This is a genomic window from Ottowia sp., assembly GCF_046348305.1.
In the GTDB taxonomy this organism is placed as follows: Bacteria; Pseudomonadota; Gammaproteobacteria; order Burkholderiales; family Burkholderiaceae_C; genus Ottowia.
Genome location: NZ_JAXMEM010000005.1, coordinates 15,934 through 32,691, shown reverse-complemented (window position 1 = coordinate 32,691; position 16,758 = coordinate 15,934). Strand labels below are relative to the sequence as shown.

At 68.5% G+C, this 16,758-nt stretch carries 14 protein-coding genes, 1 pseudogene and 2 riboswitches; of the genes and pseudogenes, 10 read left to right on the top strand and 5 right to left on the bottom strand.

The window, feature by feature from the left end:
* Positions 1-590 precede the first annotated feature (590 nt).
* The 4 genes from U1F38_RS06185 to U1F38_RS06170 all read right to left on the bottom strand — a co-directional run bounded on the left by U1F38_RS06185 (position 591) and on the right by U1F38_RS06170 (position 7,968).
* Positions 591-1,777 (bottom strand): IS3 family transposase gene (locus tag U1F38_RS06185; protein ID WP_409985737.1). Its coding sequence is split into 2 segments (ribosomal slippage): positions 591-1,522 and positions 1,522-1,777, totalling 1,188 coding nucleotides; the frame shifts between segments, so codons are not numbered across the junction.
* 144 nt (positions 1,778-1,921) lie between these two features.
* Complete coding sequence (locus U1F38_RS06180) at positions 1,922-5,341, bottom strand: efflux RND transporter permease subunit (protein ID WP_409986183.1); 3,420 nt, start codon at positions 5,339-5,341, stop codon at positions 1,922-1,924.
* A gap of 183 nt (positions 5,342-5,524) precedes the next feature.
* On the bottom strand, positions 5,525-7,045 hold the full coding sequence (locus U1F38_RS06175) for an efflux RND transporter periplasmic adaptor subunit (protein ID WP_409986182.1): 1,521 nt from the start codon (positions 7,043-7,045) through the stop codon (positions 5,525-5,527).
* Between the two features lie 98 nt (positions 7,046-7,143).
* Positions 7,144-7,968 carry an undecaprenyl-diphosphate phosphatase gene (locus U1F38_RS06170; protein WP_409986181.1) on the bottom strand — a complete coding sequence of 275 codons (825 nt, stop codon included), beginning with the start codon at positions 7,966-7,968 and terminating at the stop codon, positions 7,144-7,146.
* Between the two features lie 204 nt (positions 7,969-8,172).
* On the opposite strand from U1F38_RS06170, the gene U1F38_RS06165 reads away from it, so the two are divergent.
* From U1F38_RS06165 to U1F38_RS06145, 5 genes and pseudogenes are all read left to right on the top strand, one after another.
* On the top strand, positions 8,173-8,724 hold the full coding sequence (locus U1F38_RS06165; protein WP_409986180.1) for a DUF6622 family protein: 552 nt from the start codon (positions 8,173-8,175) through the stop codon (positions 8,722-8,724).
* Positions 8,725-8,758: 34 nt separating this feature from the next.
* Positions 8,759-9,076, top strand: coding sequence for a 2TM domain-containing protein (locus U1F38_RS06160; protein ID WP_409986179.1), 318 nt, complete (start codon positions 8,759-8,761; stop codon positions 9,074-9,076).
* A 25-nt stretch (positions 9,077-9,101) separates the two neighbouring features.
* Positions 9,102-9,492: pseudogene (locus U1F38_RS06155) on the top strand (glutathione S-transferase).
* Positions 9,493-9,499: 7 nt separating this feature from the next.
* Positions 9,500-10,561, top strand: a complete 1,062-nt coding sequence (locus U1F38_RS06150) for a sensor histidine kinase (protein ID WP_409986178.1) — start codon at positions 9,500-9,502, stop codon at positions 10,559-10,561.
* Positions 10,558-11,406 (top strand): LytR/AlgR family response regulator transcription factor, encoded by an 849-nt coding sequence (locus U1F38_RS06145; RefSeq protein ID WP_409986177.1) that lies wholly within the window; start codon positions 10,558-10,560, stop codon positions 11,404-11,406. The genes U1F38_RS06150 and U1F38_RS06145 overlap by 4 nt, the downstream gene beginning before the upstream one ends.
* 42 nt (positions 11,407-11,448) lie before the next feature.
* Here the strand turns inward: U1F38_RS06145 and U1F38_RS06140 are convergent, their stop codons facing one another.
* Complete coding sequence (locus tag U1F38_RS06140) at positions 11,449-11,799, bottom strand: hypothetical protein (RefSeq protein WP_409986176.1); 351 nt, start codon at positions 11,797-11,799, stop codon at positions 11,449-11,451.
* Positions 11,800-12,069: 270 nt separating this feature from the next.
* Between U1F38_RS06140 and U1F38_RS06135 the strand changes: the two genes are divergently transcribed.
* The 5 genes from U1F38_RS06135 (at position 12,070) to gcvH (ending at position 16,725) form a co-directional block, all read left to right on the top strand.
* The gene (locus U1F38_RS06135; protein ID WP_409986175.1) at positions 12,070-13,041 is read left to right on the top strand and encodes a TRAP transporter substrate-binding protein; all 972 of its coding nucleotides are present in this window, start codon (positions 12,070-12,072) and stop codon (positions 13,039-13,041) included.
* A gap of 91 nt (positions 13,042-13,132) precedes the next feature.
* Positions 13,133-13,627: a TRAP transporter small permease gene (locus U1F38_RS06130; RefSeq protein WP_409986174.1), complete on the top strand. Its 495-nt coding sequence runs from the start codon at positions 13,133-13,135 to the stop codon at positions 13,625-13,627.
* Positions 13,624-14,901 (top strand): TRAP transporter large permease, encoded by a 1,278-nt coding sequence (locus U1F38_RS06125; protein ID WP_409986173.1) that lies wholly within the window; start codon positions 13,624-13,626, stop codon positions 14,899-14,901. Before U1F38_RS06130 ends, U1F38_RS06125 begins: the two co-directional genes overlap by 4 nt.
* A gap of 17 nt (positions 14,902-14,918) precedes the next feature.
* Positions 14,919-15,011: riboswitch (glycine riboswitch) on the top strand.
* A gap of 18 nt (positions 15,012-15,029) precedes the next feature.
* A riboswitch (glycine riboswitch) is annotated at positions 15,030-15,132 on the top strand.
* 47 nt (positions 15,133-15,179) lie between these two features.
* Positions 15,180-16,307: a glycine cleavage system aminomethyltransferase GcvT gene (gene gcvT, locus U1F38_RS06120; protein ID WP_409986172.1), complete on the top strand. Its 1,128-nt coding sequence runs from the start codon at positions 15,180-15,182 to the stop codon at positions 16,305-16,307.
* A gap of 49 nt (positions 16,308-16,356) precedes the next feature.
* Positions 16,357-16,725, top strand: a complete 369-nt coding sequence (gene gcvH / locus U1F38_RS06115; protein ID WP_409986171.1) for a glycine cleavage system protein GcvH — start codon at positions 16,357-16,359, stop codon at positions 16,723-16,725.
* Positions 16,726-16,758 lie beyond the last annotated feature (33 nt).

The window sequence follows — 16,758 nt, the reverse complement described above, 5'->3', positions numbered from 1 at the left end:
CTGCGATGCTCGCGCGCGGGGCGGTGCTGCGGAACTCGCTTTGTTCGCTGCGCTCACGCCGCTCAGACAACCGCAGCAAGTCAGATCACGATGCATGGGCATGCTGCGCTGCCCATGCCCGCCCCACGCCCTGCGCTTCTCGGCACGGCCAGAGGGGAGTTGAACTCCAACACGGGCCATCGCTGCGCTCGGCCCCGCGAACAGCCAAACCCGGGGCCGAGCGCAGCGATGGCCCGTGTGGTTTTTCCACCCCCTTGAGGCTGCGCCCGCGGCGCGGCGCTTGCGGGGTGGCGCGTGCACCGCAGGATGCACGCGCTTCGTGGACTGGCTCGCCGCGGTTGTCTGAACGGAGCGCGCCAGCGCGCAGTGAGTTCTGCGGCGCACCCCGCAAGCGTTGCGGCGCAGGTTTGCCCCGCAGCGAAGCGCAGGGGTCGCAGACGTGGGGGCGCTTTCTTTTGCCTCCTTTTCTTGTGCGTACAAGAAAAGGAGGTGCGCTGCCGGGCGCATATCCCGGCCAGCAGGCGCTTGCAGACCCACAGAAGAAGCAAACAACTGACCTTGCCCCTGGAATCCGTATCCCATAGCTGCTCTCATGCACTGGCTTGCCGGGGTTGATTGGCCTGCCAGTTCTCTTCAAACCGCATCGGGCTGACGTAGTCCAGCGTCGAATGCAGCCGTTCCCGGTTGTACCAGAGCAGCCAGCCAATCACCTCATCCATGGCCTGACGGCGAGTGTTGAACCGCTGCCCGTGCAGCCGCTCCACCTTCAACGAACCAAACAAGGTCTCGCTGCATGCGTTGTCCCAGCAGTTGCCCTTGCGGCTCATCGAGCTGGTGATGCCGTACTCGGCCAGCACCGCCGTGAACTCGCCGCTGGCGTACTGGCTGCCTCTGTCGCTGTGGAAGATCACCCCGGCATTCTTGCCTGGATGGCGCTTGAACCACGCCATGCGCAGCGCATCGATGACGATGCTGCGCGTCATGTCGCTGCGCAGACTCCAGCCCACCACCTGACGGCTGAACAGATCGATCACCACGGCCAGAAACAGCCAGCCTTCGTCGGTGGCGATGTAGGTGATGTCGCCCACCCAGACTTTGTCTGGCTCGGCCACGTTGAACTGCTGCCCAAGCAGGTTGGGCGCAATCGGCAGATCGTGGCGGCTGTCGGTGGTGACTTTGAAGCGGCGTTTGCCCTTGGCGCGGATGCCGTGCAACTGCATGAGCTTTTGCACCCGCTCTTTGCCTACGCGGATACCCCGGGCCAGCAGATCACGCCACACGCGGGGCCAACCGTAGCTGCCGCGGCTCTGGGCATGGATGGCCTTGATGTGTACCAGCAACGCGTCGTCGCTCAGGTGGCGACGATGGTCATCGCTGGCGCGCCGTACAAAGTGCTCGTGATAACCAGCTACGCTGACGCCGAGCACGCGGCACTGCACCGAGATGGGCCACACGCGCCGGTGGCGCTGAATGAAGGCGTACTTCACGTCGATGCCTTTGCGAAGTACGCCGTCGCTTTTCCCAGGATGTCGCGCTCCATCTTCACGCGCGCCAGTTCTGCGCGCAGCCGACTGATCTCCATCTGCTCGGCGCTCACCAGCTTGCTGTCGGCGCCGGTGAGTTTGCCGGCACGCTGGGCTTTGACCCAGTTGAACAGGGTCTGATCGACCACGCCCAGGGTGCGGGCGGCCGCCGCGATGCTCTGGCCGCCTTCGACCAGCCGCACGGCCTCTTGCTTGAATTCGAGCGTGTAGCGCGCTCTCGTCGTCTTCGTCATCTTCGTCTCTCCTTGCTTGGATTGAACCACTCAGCAAGGGATACGTTTTTCGGGGGCAAGGTCACAACAGCGAACAATCCAACGCCAGCGGCCCCTCACCCCAGCCCTCTCCCCAAAGGGGCGAGGGAGCAAGACAGGGGCGCATCACGGCTCGACCCCCTGGGCTGCGCCTTCGAGCCCGACGTCCTCGACACCAAGCCGCTTGACCCCTCCGCCCAGCCGGTCGAACCACAGATAGATCACCGGCGTGGTGAACAAGGTCAGCAGCTGCGACAGCACCAGCCCGCCGAAGATGGCGATGCCCAGCGGCCGGCGCAGCTCTGCGCCGTCGCCCCAGCTCAGCATCAGCGGCACGGCGGCGGCCAGTGCGGCCAGGGTGGTCATGAGGATGGGGCGAAAGCGCAGCAGCGCGGCCTGGTGGATCGCCTCGACGGCGGTCTTGCCCTCGCCCCGCTCGGCCTCGATGGCGAAGTCGATCATCATGATGGCGTTCTTCTTGACGATGCCGATCAGCAGCACCAGGCCGATGATGCCGACCACGTCCAGCGCATGGCCGGTGGCCCACAGGGCCAGCAGCGCGCCCACGCCGGCCGAGGGCAAGGTGGACAGGATGGTGAGCGGGTGCACGTAGCTCTCGTACAGCACCCCCAGCACGATGTACACGCACACCACCGCCGCCAGGATCAGCCACAGCTGGTTGGCCAGCGAGCTTTCGTAGGCGCCCGAAGCGCCGGTGAAGTGCAGGTTGATGCTGGCCGGCAAGCCTTCGGCCTGCGCCGCCGCGCGCACCGCCTGCACCGCCGCGCCCAGGCTGACGCCGGGCGCGGTGTCGAAGCCCACCGTCGCCGCCGGGTATTGGCCCACGCGCTGCACGGTCAACGCCGCCGGCTCCTCGACGATCTGCGCAATCGAGCCCAGCGGCGTGACGCCCCCGCCCGTGGTCTTGACCGGCATGTCGCGCAGCGATTGCAGGCTGGCGGCGTCGTTGCGCGCGGCCTCCAGGATCACGCGGTACTGGTTGGTCTCGGTAAAGATGGTGGAGACGATGCGCTGGCCAAAGGCGTTGTACAGGGCGCTGTCCAGCGCGCTGGTGGTCACGCCCAGGCGCGCGGCGGTGTCGCGGTCGAGCCTGACCATCGCCGCCGGGCCGGTGGCGCCGGCGTCGGTCGTGGCGTGGCGCAGCTCGGGCACGCCCTGCAGGCGCTGCGCCAGCCGCTGGGCCCATTGGTTGACCAGCGCGGTATCCACGCCCTCCAGGTCGAACCGGTATTGCGTGGGGCCGGTGTCGGAGTCGATGGTGAGGTCTTGCGTAGGTTGCAGAAACAAGGTGACGCCCGCCACCTGCTCGGCCACCCGCTGGCGCAGGCGCTGCATGATGGCGGCCTCGGAGTCGCCGAACAGGGGGCGCGCGCGCAGGTTGATGACCAGCCGGCCCGAGGACAGCGCGCTGTTGTTGGCCGCGTCCACGCCGACCACGGAGCTGAGCGACTGCACCGCCGGGTCTTGCAGCACCAGGCGCGCCACCTCGCCCTGCAGCGCCGACATGCGATCGAAGGACACGTCGGGCGAAGCCTGCACGCGGCCCTGCAGCTGCCCCGTGCTCTGCACCGGGAACAGGTCCTTGGGAATCACGACGTACAGCGCCACGGTGAACGCCAGGGTCAGCAGCGCCAGCGCCAGCGTGAAGGGCTGGTGCGCCAGCACCCATTGCAGGCCGCGGTCGTAGCGGGCGATGGTCCAGTCCATGCGCGCCTGGATCCAGCGGCCGATGCGCCCATGGGTTTCGTCCAGGGGCTCGAGCATGCGCGCCGACATCATCGGCACCAAAGTCAGCGACACCAGCGCCGAGAACAGGATGGTGATGGCCAGCGTGACGGCAAATTCGCGAAACAGGCGCCCGATGACCTCCTGCATGAACAGCAGCGGGATCAGCACCGCGATCAGCGACACCGTGAGCGAGATGATGGTGAAACCGATCTCGCCCGCCCCGGCCAGCGCGGCGGCCATGGGCGGCTTGCCCAGTTCGCGGTGGCGCGAGATGTTCTGGCTGCGGCCGGCCGCTTGCGCGCCCTTCACGTCGGCTGCGCCGACATGAGCCTGCGCCGAAACCTCGCTCACGACGGCTGCGCCGTCTGGCCCGGCGCCTGCGCCGGCCTGCATCTCGCGATGCCGAGCGATGTTTTCAATCATCACGATCGCGTCATCGACCACGAAGCCGGTGGCAATCGTCAGTGCCATCAGGCTCAGGTTGTTGAGCGAGTAGCCCAGCAGGTACATCGCCGCCACCGTGCCCAGCAGCGAGATCGGCACCGCGATGGAGGCAATCAGCGTGGCGCGCAGGCTGTGCAGAAAGGCAAAAATCACCAGCACCACCATGACCACGGCCAGCACCAGCTCGATCTCCACGTGCTCGACCGAAGAGCGGATGCCCAGCGTGCGGTCGGTCAGCACGGTCAGTTGCACGCTTTGCGGCAGGCTTTTCTCCAGCTGCGGCAACTGGCGCTTGATGGCGTCCACCGTGGCGATCACGTTGGCGCCGGGCTGGCGCTGCACGTTCAAGATGATGGCTGGAGCAAGGGCTCCCCCCCAGTCTCCACACGCTGCGCGTTGTTGCGCCTCCCCCCTCAAGGGGGCACCGCCAGCGGGCGGGCAAAGCCCTTCCGCGGCGGTCGCTGGTACGGCTTGCTCCGCAGCCTTCTGACTCTTGGACGTTGGACGCGAGATATCGTTCTTGATGCCTGTCCACGCGCCCAGCCGGTCGTTCTCCGAGCCGTCGATCACGCGCGCCACGTCCGACAGGTGCACCGGCGCGCCATTGACATAGGCGATGATCAGCTCGCGGTAGTCGTCGGCCGTCATCAACTGGTCGTTGGCGTTGATGCTGTACTGGCGCTTGGGTCCGTCGAAATTGCCCTTGGCGGTGCTGGCGTTGCCGGTGGCGATGGCGCTGCTGATCGCGTCCAGGCCCAGACCCATGGCGGCCAGCGCCTCCAGGTTGCCCTGCACGCGCACGGCGGGGCGCTGCCCGCCGGCCAGCGTGACCAGGCCCACGCCGTCGATCTGGCTGATCTTGAGCGCCAGGCGCGTGTTGACCATGTTCTGCACCTCGGTCAAGGGCAAGCTGGTGGACGTGACGGCCAGCTGCATGATGGGCGCGTCGGCCGGGTTGACCTTGGCGTACACCGGCGGCGCTGGCAGGTCCGCCGGCAGCAGCGAGCCGGCCGCGTTCATGGCCGCCTGCACCTGCTGCTCGGCGGCGTCCATCTTCAGGTTCAGCACAAATTGCAGCGTGATCATCGACACGCCGGCGCTGCTGGTGCTGCTCATGCGCGCCAGCCCGGGCATCTGACCGAACTGGCGCTCCAGCGGCGCCGTCACCGTGCGGCTCATCACGTCGGGGCTGCCGCCGGGGTACAGCGTCTGCACCTGGATGGTGGGGTAGTCCACCTGCGGCAGCGCCGCCAGCGGCAAGAAGCGCAGCCCCACCAGGCCGGCCAGCACGATGGCCAGCATGAACAGCGCCGTGGCCACGGGCCGCTGGATGAACAGGCGCGAGACGTTCATGCGATGTCTGGTCCGTCGGCTTTCCGGCGCGGCGCCGCGAGCAGGGCCCGCTCCCTCCCCCATTGCGGGAGGGTTGGGGTGGGGGCCATCGGCGGCTCACTGGGGCGCGCCGCTGGCCCCCATCCCCGCCCTCCCCCAAAGGGGAAAGGCGCCCATGCGATCCGGTTCATTGGCGCGCCTCGCTCACTGCTTTTGCGCCGAGCGCTGCTCGCGCAGCTTCTGCACGTAGGCGCGCCGCTCCTCGGGCGGCAGCGACAGCACCTTCTCGCGCAGCTCGGGCGGCAGGCGATCGAGCGCGCCGGCGCGGCCGGTGGCGGCGCTTTCGGCAGCGCTCCCGTTTGCTGCTGATTCAGTAGCTGCCCGCGCTTGCTGGTCGGGCGCTGCGGCCGGTTTTGATGCCGAATCGATGGGCTGCGCCGGGCGCGCGCCGCTGGCGCCGGCGGCCGCGCTGGCCGCAGCGCGCCGGCCCGCGCCGCCCGCGGGCTGGTCGGCCGCCAGCTGCACGCGACCGCCATCCTTGACACGATCGCCGCCCTCGGTCACCACGCGCTCGCCGGCTTGCAGGCCTTGAGCAATGAGCACCTGGTCCACCGTGGCCAGCCCGCGCGTGACGGTGCGCATGTGGGCCGTGCGCGCGTCGTCCACCACATACACATAGTCGCCCTGCGGGCCGGTGCGCACCGCCGTCACCGGAATCAGCACCCCCGCGGCGCTGCCCAGCTGCAGGCGCGCGTTGACGAACTGGTTGGGAAAGAGCGCCCCGTCCTTGTTGGCAAAGCGCGCCTTGGCGCGCACCGTGCCGGTGGTGGTGTTGACCTGGTTGTCCAGCGTCAGGAACTGCCCTTCGGCCAGGGTTTGCGTGCGGGCGCGGTCCAGCGCCGTGACGGGCAAGGCACCTTGGCGCTGGGCCTTCTGCACGGCGGGCACGCGGTCCTGCGGCACGCTGAACACCACGTCGATCGGCGTGATCTGGGTGATGGTGGCGATCCCCGTCGCGCTGTTGGCGGCCACCAGGTTGCCCGGATCGACCGCGCGCAGGCCGATGCGCCCGCTGATGGGCGCGCGAATGCTGGCAAAGCCCACGTTCAGTTCGGCCGCGCGCTCGCTGGCGCGGTCGGCCTCGACCACGCCCTCCAGCTGCTTGACCAGCGCCGCCTGCGTGTCCACGTCCTGGCGGGCGATGGAGTCCTGCGTCAGCAGCGTCTGATAGCGCCCCAGCGTCACGCGCGCGGCGGCCAGTTGTGCCTCGTCCTTGGCGCGCGCACCGCGCGCCTGCAGCAGCGTCTGCTCGTAGGGGCGCACGTCGATGCGCGCCAGCACCTGGCCCTTGGTGACCATCTGCCCCTCGGTGAACAGCACCTCCTGCAGCACGCCCGACACCTGCGGCACCAGCGTGGCCGTGATCGGTGGCGTGACCGTTCCCAGCGCGTCGATCAGCACCGGCAAGTCGCCCTGGCGCGCCGTCGCCACGCCCACCGTGACGCCGCCCGAACCGCCCCCGCCCGGCGGGCCGCCCGGCCCGCCAAACCGCCCACCCGCGGCTGGCGCGCCGCCGGCCGGCTCCTTGCTGCGCTGCACCAGCCACCAGGCCGTGCCCACCAGCGCCAGCACCAGCAGCAAGGCCAGCACGCGCCCCAGCCAGCGCCGGCGCGGCGGCGCTGGGGACAGGGGCGGCGGCGGCGCCGTGGGCGAGGAATCGGTCATGGTTCGGGTTGTTGTCTATGGGCAACGCATCGTAGCCGGACGGCGCAAGCGCCCGGTATGCGGCACTTGAAGAAATGTAAAGCGGCGCCGCGGACCGCTCAATCGGCCCACACCACCGCCCCGCTCCACCAGGTCAGCAGCACGACCACCCCAAAGGCAATGCGATACCACGCAAACGGCACGAAGCTGTGGCTGGCGATGTAGCGCAGCAGCCAGCGCACGCACACCCAGGCGCTGACGAAGGACAGCAGCAGCCCCACGCCGAACAGCGGCGCATCGGCCCAGGACAGCAGCGCGCGCTCCTTGTAGAGCGAATACGCGCCCGCGCCGATCAGCGTGGGAATGGCCAGGAAAAAGGAAAAATCGGTGGCCGTCTGCCGCGACAGCCCCAGCAGCATGCCGCCGATGATGGTGGCGCCCGAGCGGCTGGTGCCCGGGACCATGGCTGCGCACTGCACCAGGCCGACCTTGAGCGCGTCCCAGGCCGTCATCTCGTCCACGCGGTATACGCACGTCGCGCTTTGCGGCCGGCGCTCGGCCCACAGGATGACGAAGGCGCCCAGGATGAAGGTGCTGGCGACCACCGGCGCCGTGAACAGATGCGCCTTGATCGCCTTGCCGAACAGCAGGCCCAGCACCACCGCCGGCAAAAACGCGATCAGCACGTTGAGCGCAAAGTGCTGCGCCGAGCGGCTGTGCGGCAGACTGACGAGCGTGTCGCGAATCCGGTGCCAGTAAACGATGACCACGGCCAGGATCGCGCCCGTCTGGATGGCGATGTCGAACACCTTGGCCTTGGCGTCGGCAAAACCCAGCAGGCTGCCCGCCAGGATCAGGTGCCCGGTGCTGGAGATGGGCAAAAACTCGGTCAGGCCTTCGACCACCCCCATGACGGCCGCCTTCAGCAGCAACAACGTATCCACACCCGAGCCTTTCCGGTTGCCGCGCCGCGCGCAGCTTGCGGCGGCGATTTTAGGAAAGCGTCGCGTCAGCCGCTGCGCCGCATTTCACCGCCTCCCATTTGCGTTTCGCGCCCGCATCCTGCATTTCGTCGCATCGCGCTGGAGCGCGCGGGCGCCAGCCGGCAGCATCACGCCATTCGTTCAACCCATCACCGGAGATCGATCATGCTGCTCACCACCCTCCTCAGCCAGCACCCCTCGGCCATCGTCGACATCGTGCGCGATACGCCCGTCTGGGTCGGCGCCCTGCTGGCAGCCCTGCTCGCCCTGGGCTACTCGGCCACGCGCCCCCGCCGCGTGGCCGCCAGCCGGCTGGCGCTGATGCCGCTGGCCATGCTGGGCCTGGCCCTGTGGGGCGTGCAGTCGGCCTTTGCCGCCAGCGGCCACCTGCCGGCGCTGCTGCTGCTGTGGGCCCTGTGCTTCGTCGCGATGCTGCTGCTGGGCAGCCGCGCCGCGGCACCCGCGGGAACACGCTTCGATCCCGCCGCGCGCCAGTTTCTGCTGCCCGGAAGCTGGGTGCCCATGGCCTTGATCGTCGGCGTGTTCCTGATCAAGTACAGCGTGGGCGTGCAACTGGCCCTGGAGCCCACGCTGGCCCGGCACCTGGGCTTTGCCATCGCGGTGACGGCCCTGTACGGCCTGCTGTCGGGCCTGTTTGCCGTGCGTGCGCTGCGCGTGCTGCGGCTGGCCGGCCGCCCGGTGCTGCAGGCCGGCTGAGGCCCGCCCCATCTCCCCTCGAAAGGTCCCCATCATGTCCTCCTTCGACCCCCGCTCCCCGGCGCCGGACGGCGCAGCCGCCGACCGCGCCCAGATCGAGCGCCTGGCGCGCAAACGCGCCGGCGCCAAAATGGGCTGGTACGTGCATGCCCTGGTCTACGTCTGCGTCAACGCCGGGCTGGCGCTGATCTCCATGAGCAGCGACCGGCCCTGGTTCATCTTTCCGCTGGCCGGCTGGGGGCTGGGCCTGGCCATTCACGGCTTGGTGGTGTGGATCAACGCCGGCGGCGCGGGTTTGCACGAGCGCCTGCTGCAGGCCGAACGTGAGAAGCTGCGCAACCGCCCTCTGTGACAATCGGCGCGCCAGGACCTTTCCCATGACTTCCATCACCGTCCACCACCTCAACCAGTCCCGCTCGCAGCGCATCCTGTGGCTGCTGGAAGAGCTGGGCCTGACCTACGAGGTCGTGCGCTACCAGCGCGACCCCGGGACAATGCTGGCGCCGCCCGAACTCAAGCGGATTCACCCCTTGGGCAAGTCACCGGTGGTCACCCTGGACGGCGAAGTGCTGGCCGAGTCGGGCGCCATCAGACTGGTTTGCCGGCAAGGCCTTCAGCGCGGCCGACATCCAGATGAGCTACCCCGTGCAGGCCGCGCGGGAGCGGGCCGGGCTGACCGCCCGCGAACACCCGCGCCTGACCGCCTGGCTGGCGCGCATCCAGGCGCGCCCGGCCTGGCAGCGCGCCCAGGCGCGTGAGGCGGGGTAGGCCGCGCATGGTCATCGACTGGCGCGACGTGCTGCGGCACGGCCTGCAGGTGCTGGCCTTCTGCTGCGTGGTGGCGGTGTTCACCAACATGATCTGGCCGGACACGGGTTACGGGCAGCAACTGGTGCACTCGGCCGCGACCGGCATGGTGACGTGGGCGGTGATGGAGTTCGGCCGCCTGCTGGTGCCGCGCGATCGGTGCTACCGGGGCCACGGCAATCAGGGGCACGGCTGGCCCAGGGGCTGGCGCGGCGTGGTGCTGACCTTGCTGGGTCTCGCCGCCGGCTTCCTGATCGGCCGGCCGCTGGGATTCTGGTTGCTCGGCCGCCCGCTGGAATACTCGCAACGCGACGCCGTGCTCAGCCTGCTGGTCACCATCGCCGCCGGGGTGGTGGGCAGTTTTTATTTTTTCACGCGTGGACGCCAGGCCGCGCTGCAAGCCCACATCGCCGCTGCCGAGCGCGACGCCAGCCAGGCGCGCCTGATGCTGCTGCAAAGCCAGCTCGAGCCACACATGCTGTTCAACACGCTGGCCAATCTGCGCGCGCTGATCGCGGTTGACCCGGCGGCCGCGCAGCGCATGCTCGACCGGCTGGACGGCTACCTGCGCGCGACGCTGGGCGCCAGCCGGGCCACCGTGCATCCGCTGGCCGACGAATTCGCCCGCCTGGCCGACTACCTGGAGCTGATGGCCGTGCGCATGGGCCCACGCCTGCGCACCACGCTCGATCTGCCCGATGCGCTGCGCGCGCTGCCCGTGCCCACACTGCTGCTGCAGCCGCTGGTTGAAAACGCCATCAAGCACGGGCTGGAGCCCTGCATCGACGGCGGCGGCATCGACGTGTCCGCCGCGCGCGCGGGCGATCGCCTCACGCTCGTGGTGCACGACAGCGGCGTCGGGTTCGAGCCCGCGCAGGCCGCCGCAGCCGGCACGCATTTCGGCCTGACGCAGGTGCGCGAACGCCTGGCCGCGGCCTATGGCGCCCGCGCGCATTGCGCGGTCGAGTCGGCGCCCGGCGCCGGCACCACCGTCACCGTCACGCTGCCGCTGGACGAAGCCCGGCCATGAAACCGAACGCCCCCACCGCCCTGATCGCCGAAGACGAGCCCCTGCTGGCCGCCGCGCTCGCCGCCGAGCTGGCCCGCGCCTGGCCCGAGTTGCGCATCGTCGCCACCGTGGGCGATGGCGCCAGCGCGGTGCGCGAGGCGCTGCGCCTCGCGCCCGACGTGCTGCTGCTGGACATCCGCATGCCCGGCCTGAGCGGGCTGGATGCCGCCGCCGAGCTGGCGGACGCCTGGGACACCGCCGTCAAGCCCTTTCCGGCGCTGGTCTTCGTCACCGCCTACGACCAGTACGCCGTGCAGGCCTTCGACGCCCAGGCGCTGGACTACGTGCTCAAGCCCGTGCAGCCGGCGCGTTTGCAAAAAACAGTGCAAAAACTGCGTCTGGCGCTTGACCAGCAAGCGCAAGCAGCTATCAATACAGAAGCAAACAAGAACGACCCGCTGCAGGCCACCGCCGAGCAGTTGCGCCAGCTGCTGGCGGCGCTCCAGCCCGCCGCGCCGACCGCCCAAGCGGCGCTGCGCCAACTCCAGGTCAGCCCGGCCGGGTCGAACGGCAACACCATCCGCATGGTGCCGGTGGCCGACGTGCTGCTGCTGCAGGCGGCCGACAAATATGTGCGCGTCGTCACCGCAGCTGGCGAGCACCTGCTGCGCACGCCGCTGAAGGACCTGCTGCCGCAACTGGACGCCGATGCGTTCTGGCAGATCCACCGCGCCACCGTGGTGCGCGCCGACGCCATCGACACCGTGCAGCGCGACGACGCGGGGCGACTGCACCTGACCCTGCGCGGACTGGCCGAGCCCCTGGTCGTCAGTCGCCTTTACGCGCACCGCTTCAAGGCCATGTGAGCGGCGCTCGCGCGAGCGCCGTGCGCCGCGGCCGTGTGCGCCTCAATCGTCCCAGTCGCGATCGCGGTGATGCCAGCGGCGATACCGGCGCCAGTCATCGCGATAGCGCCAGTCGCCGTAGTACCCGGGCGGCGGGCGATAGGCCCCGGGCGGCGGGCCGTAGACCACGGGCGGCGGCACATACACGGGGCGCGGCTGGTAATAGACGGGTGGCGGCGGCGCGTACACCGGCGCCGGCACGTAGTACGGCGCCGGCGCGCCGACACCGACCGCAACGCCCGGCACGCCCACGCCCAGCGACCAGTACACGTCGCGCGCCTGCGCCACACCCGCGACGCCCAAGGCACCGGCGGCCAGCAGGCCGGCGGCCAATACCCGCAGCATTTTCGTCATGATGAAACTCCTCGTGCGCGGTGCGCTCGGAACCCCCGAACGGCGCCCGCCCACCCCCACAACGCACAAGGTGACGCCGCGGCGCACGTCGCTGACGTGACACGGGTATCCGTGCGTAACGCGGTGAGGGCGCCCAGGGACGGGGCGCATGCGCGAAAACCCCGAGACGAATCGCACACCGGGAGTTTCACAATCAGGCGCACCGGCGCGCGCTCCGTGCGTGCGTTTTTTCGGCCGGACGCAATCCCTTTTTTCCTGGAGACCTCTCTCATGACATTTCGCGCACTCGCCCTGGGCCTCGGCCTCGCCTTTGGCCTGACGGCCGCCGCCAGCGCCCAGACGGTGATGAAGATCAACATCTCCACCGCGCAGAACTCGCATCAGGGCATCGCCATCGACACCTTCGCCAAGGAGGTGGAAAAGCGCACCGGCGGGCGCTACAAGATCCAGACCTTCTACAACGGCTCGCTCGGCGGCGAGCGCGAGTCGGTCGAAGCGGTGCAGCTGGGCACGCAGGAGCTGACCTTCACTTCCACCGGGCCCATCCCCAACTTCGTGCCCGACGTGCAGATCCTGGACGTGCCCTTCCTGTTTCGCGACAAGGCCCACGCCCGCGCCGTGCTGGACGGCCCGATCGGCCAGGACCTGCTCAAGAAGTTCGACGCCAAGGGCCTGAAGGGCCTGGCCTGGGCCGAGAACGGCTTTCGCCACATGACCAACAGCAAGCGCGACATCAAGGAGCCCGCCGACGTCAAGGGCCTGAAGATGCGCACCATGGAAAACCCGGTGCACATCACCGCCTACAAGGCGCTGGGCATCATCACCACGCCCATGGCCTTCCCCGAGGTCTTCACCGCCCTGCAGCAAGGCACCGTGGACGGACAGGAAAACCCGCTGTCGGTCATCATCTCGGCCAAGTTCGAGCAGGTGCAAAAATACCTCTCACTCACCGGCCACGTGTACTCGCCCTGCATCTTCCTGATGAACAAGGGCGCCTTTGAAAAGCTCAGCCCCGCCGACCAGCAGGCCTTCATCGAGGCCGCCAAGGAGGGCACCAAGGCCAACCGCGCCAAGGTGGACGAGGACGACACCAACGGCGTGGCCCTGCTGCGCGGCAAGGGCATGAACGTGGACGAGAACGTGGACAAGCCCGCCTTCGTCAAGGCCATGGCCGGCGTCGAATCGGACTTCGAGAAGAAGTTCGGCAAGGCCAACATGGACCGCATCCGCAACTACAAGTGAGCCTGCGCCGGCCCGCTCGATTGCTTCACATCCAATAGCATTGCCCGCCCGTCAGCATTGCGCGGCGGGCGTTTTTTTGCAAGGCGTTTTCATGAAGGCGTTCATCCTGTCCCTGGAGCGCTGGACCACCGGCATCGCCACGGTGCTGGCCTGCGTGATGCTGGCCATCGCTTCGGCGCTGGGCGTGTTCCAGATCTTCACCCGCTTCGTGCTGGAGCAGCCCGCCGAATGGACCGAGGTGCTGATCCGCTTCAGCCTGGTCTGGATGGTGTTTCTGGGCATTCCGCTGGCCTTTCGCCAGGGCGCCATGGTCAGCGTGGATGCGCTCTACCAGGCCGTGCCCCGTGGCGTCAAGCGCGTGCTCGATGTCGTCGTGGCCCTGGCCGCGCTGGTGCTGATGCTCATCATCCTGTGGTGGGGCAGCGACTACGCCATCCGCGGCAGCGTGCAGACCGTCGCGGGCCTGGAATCGATCTCCATGTTCTGGGCTTACCTGGCCCTGCCCGTGGGCGCGGTGTTTTCCCTGCTGGCCATCGTGGCCAACTATCTGGACCCGCGCCGGATGGAGCTGGAGACGGCGCAATGACCAGTGCCATGTTGATCACCATGATGCTGGGCTTCGCGCTCAGCGTCTCCGTGGCCGTGTCCATCGGGCTGGCGGCCATCACCGGCATGCAGGTGACCAGCGCGCCCATGCTCATCTCCGTCAAGGAGATGTTCAATTCGCTCAACAAGTTTCCGCTGGCAGCCATCCCCTTCTTCATCCTGGCGGGCAACCTGATGGAGACGGGCGGCATTTCGCGCCGGCTGGTGGACTTTGCCAAGAGTCTGGTGGGCGGCGTGCAGGGCGGCCTGCCCATGACCTGCGTGCTCACCTGCATGATCTTTGCCGCCGTCTCGGGCTCGTCGGTGGCCACCACCTTCGCCATCGGCGCCATCCTGGTGCCGGCGCTCGTCAAGCACGGCTACCCCACCACCTGGGCGGCCGCGCTGCAGGCCACCAGCGCCGAGCTGGGCGTGATCATCCCGCCCTCCATTCCGATGATCCTGTACGGCGTGGCCGCCGAGGTCTCCATCGGCGAGCTGTTCATCGCCGGCTTCGGCCCCGGCATCCTGATCAGTGGCGTGCTGATGCTGTTCGTGTGGCTGTACTGCAAGTGGAAGGGCTGGGGCAAGCACGACGGCGACGGCCGCCTGGGCGTGTGGACGGCCACGCGCAAGGCGGCCTGGGCGCTGATGATGCCCGTGGTCGTGCTGGGCGGCATCTACGGCGGCGTATTCACCCCCACCGAGGCCTCGGCCGTGGCTGTGGCCTATGCCCTGGTGGTGGGCATGGCGGTGTATCGCGAGATCACGTTCAAGGACCTGGCCGCGGTGCTGCGCAAGTCGGTCATTTCGTCGGCGGTGATCATGTTCATCATCGCCAACGCGGGCCTGTTTGCCTTCCTGATCACGCGCGCCGGCGTGCCTGACGCCATCGGCCTGTGGCTGCAGGAGCACCTGAAGTCGCCTCACTGGTTCCTGCTGGGCGTCAACGCTGCGCTGTTCGTGATCGGCATGTTCATCGAGACCAGCGCCTCCATCATCGTGCTGGGCCCCATCCTGGCGCCGGTGGCGGCGCACTTCGGTATCGACCCGGTGCACTTCGGGCTGATCATGGTGGTCAACCTGGCGCTGGGCATGATCACCCCGCCCTTTGGCGTGAACCTGTTTGCCGTGTGCACGGTGGCGCGCGTGTCGCTGGACAAGATCATCCGCGACCTGATCCCATTCGTGCTGGTCATCCTGGGCTGCCTGATGGTCATCACCTACGTGCCCTGGATCTCGCTGGCCCTGCGCGATCTGGTGTTTGCCAAATAGCCCGTAAAATCGCGGGCTGTCAGGAGAGCGCGCCGCCCCGCCACCCCGCGGTCGCGGCGCCGCCGAAGGCGCGCGGCACACGCCCAAACGCTCAGGCAAAAGGACTGGCAAACGCCCGGGCAACCGGGCGCCACCGGGCTGGAGAGAGGGGGCGGCAACGCCCTCCACCGAAGGAGCAAGCGCGGCATCGCCCGCGTGAATCTCTCAGGTAAAGCGGACAGCCGGGCATGCTCGCAAGCCACAATGCTTGCGCGACTTCCCTTGCATGGAGACAGCGCATGTCCAATACCGCCGATCTGCTCACCACCCCACTGCACGCCCTGCACGTCGAGCTGGGCGCCCGCATGGTGCCCTTTGCCGGCTATTCGATGCCGGTGCAATACAAAAACGGCCTGATCGCCGAGCACAAGCAGGTGCGCGAATCCGCCGGCCTGTTCGACGTCTCGCACATGGGCCAGCTGCAACTCATCGGGCCCGACGCTGCCAGCGCGCTGGAGACGCTGATGCCCGTGGACGTGATCGGCCTGGGCGTGGACAAGCAGCGCTACGGCCTGCTGCTGACCGACGAAGGCACCATCATCGACGACCTGATGTTCGTCAACCGGGGCGATCATCTGTTTTTGATCGTCAACGGCGCCTGCAAGGCAGCCGACATCGCCCATATCCAGGCGCGCATCGGCGGCCGCTGCCAAGTCAAACCCCTGCCCGAGCAGGCCTTGCTGGCCCTGCAAGGCCCGCAGGCCGTCACGGCCCTGCAGCGCCTGGTGCCGGGCGTGCAGGCGCTGGTGTTCATGACCGGCGGCGCCTTCGACTGGCAGGGCACGCCGCTGTACATCACCCGCAGCGGCTACACCGGCGAGGACGGCTTCGAGATCTCGGTGCCGGCGCCCCAGGCCGAGGCGCTGGCCCGCGCACTGCTGGCCCAGCCCGAGGTCAAACCCATCGGCCTGGGCGCACGCAATTCGCTGCGGCTGGAAGCCGGCCTGTGCCTGTACGGCAACGACATCGACACCACCACCACGCCCATCGAGGCAGGCCTGAACTGGGCCATCCAGAAGGTGCGGCGCAGCGGCGGCGCGCGTGCCGGCGGCTTTGCGGGTGCCGACGTCGTGCTGGGCCAACTGGACGGCACGCATAAGCTGCAGCGCCAGCGCGTCGCCCTGCTCGCCAAGGAGCGCGTGCCCGTGCGCGAGCCCGCGCCGCTGGAAAACCTGGACGGCCAGACCGTCGGCCAGGTCACCAGCGGACTGCTGAGCCCCACGCTGGACAAGCCCATCGCCACGGCCTACGTGCACCCCGGCAGCGCCACGCTCGGCACCGAGCTGTTCGCCATGGTGCGCGGCAAGCCCGTGCCGATGGAGGTGGTGGCCACGCCCTTCGTTCCCACGCGCTATCACCGCGTCTGACTTGCCGGTGTGAGCATTCATCTTTCAAGCCTTTTTTGGAGCAACGACCATGAGCCTCAAATACACCGAAGACCACGAATGGATCCAAGTCGAGGGCGACATCGCCACCGTCGGCATCACGCACCACGCGCAGGACGCGCTGGGTGACGTGGTGTTTGTCGACCTGCCCGCCGTCGGCCAGGGCTACGCCCAGAAGGAAACCGCCGGCGTGGTCGAGAGCGTGAAGGCCGCCGCCGACGTGTACATGCCCATCAGCGGCGAGGTCACCGAGGTCAACGAGGCCCTGCGCGCCGAGCCCAGCCTGGCCAACAGCGACCCGATGGGTGCGGGCTGGTTCTTCAAGGTCAAGCTGACCGACCCCAGCCAGCTCGACGCGCTGATGGACGAAGCGGCCTACGCCGAGTTCAGCAAGGACTGAGAGCTTGAGAGTCTTTTACCCATGCCCGCTGAT

Coding starts and splice junctions, on each gene's coding strand:
- U1F38_RS06180 (WP_409986183.1), bottom strand. CDS start 5,341: ATGAACGTCTCGCGCCTGTTCATCCAGCGGCCCGTGGCCACGGCGCTG.
- U1F38_RS06175 (WP_409986182.1), bottom strand. CDS start 7,045: ATGACCGATTCCTCGCCCACGGCGCCGCCGCCGCCCCTGTCCCCAGCG.
- U1F38_RS06165 (WP_409986180.1), top strand. CDS start 8,173: ATGCTGCTCACCACCCTCCTCAGCCAGCACCCCTCGGCCATCGTCGAC.
- U1F38_RS06160 (WP_409986179.1), top strand. CDS start 8,759: ATGTCCTCCTTCGACCCCCGCTCCCCGGCGCCGGACGGCGCAGCCGCC.
- U1F38_RS06150 (WP_409986178.1), top strand. CDS start 9,500: ATGGTCATCGACTGGCGCGACGTGCTGCGGCACGGCCTGCAGGTGCTG.
- U1F38_RS06145 (WP_409986177.1), top strand. CDS start 10,558: ATGAAACCGAACGCCCCCACCGCCCTGATCGCCGAAGACGAGCCCCTG.
- U1F38_RS06140 (WP_409986176.1), bottom strand. CDS start 11,799: ATGACGAAAATGCTGCGGGTATTGGCCGCCGGCCTGCTGGCCGCCGGT.
- U1F38_RS06135 (WP_409986175.1), top strand. CDS start 12,070: ATGACATTTCGCGCACTCGCCCTGGGCCTCGGCCTCGCCTTTGGCCTG.
- U1F38_RS06130 (WP_409986174.1), top strand. CDS start 13,133: ATGAAGGCGTTCATCCTGTCCCTGGAGCGCTGGACCACCGGCATCGCC.
- U1F38_RS06125 (WP_409986173.1), top strand. CDS start 13,624: ATGACCAGTGCCATGTTGATCACCATGATGCTGGGCTTCGCGCTCAGC.
- gcvT (WP_409986172.1), top strand. CDS start 15,180: ATGTCCAATACCGCCGATCTGCTCACCACCCCACTGCACGCCCTGCAC.
- gcvH (WP_409986171.1), top strand. CDS start 16,357: ATGAGCCTCAAATACACCGAAGACCACGAATGGATCCAAGTCGAGGGC.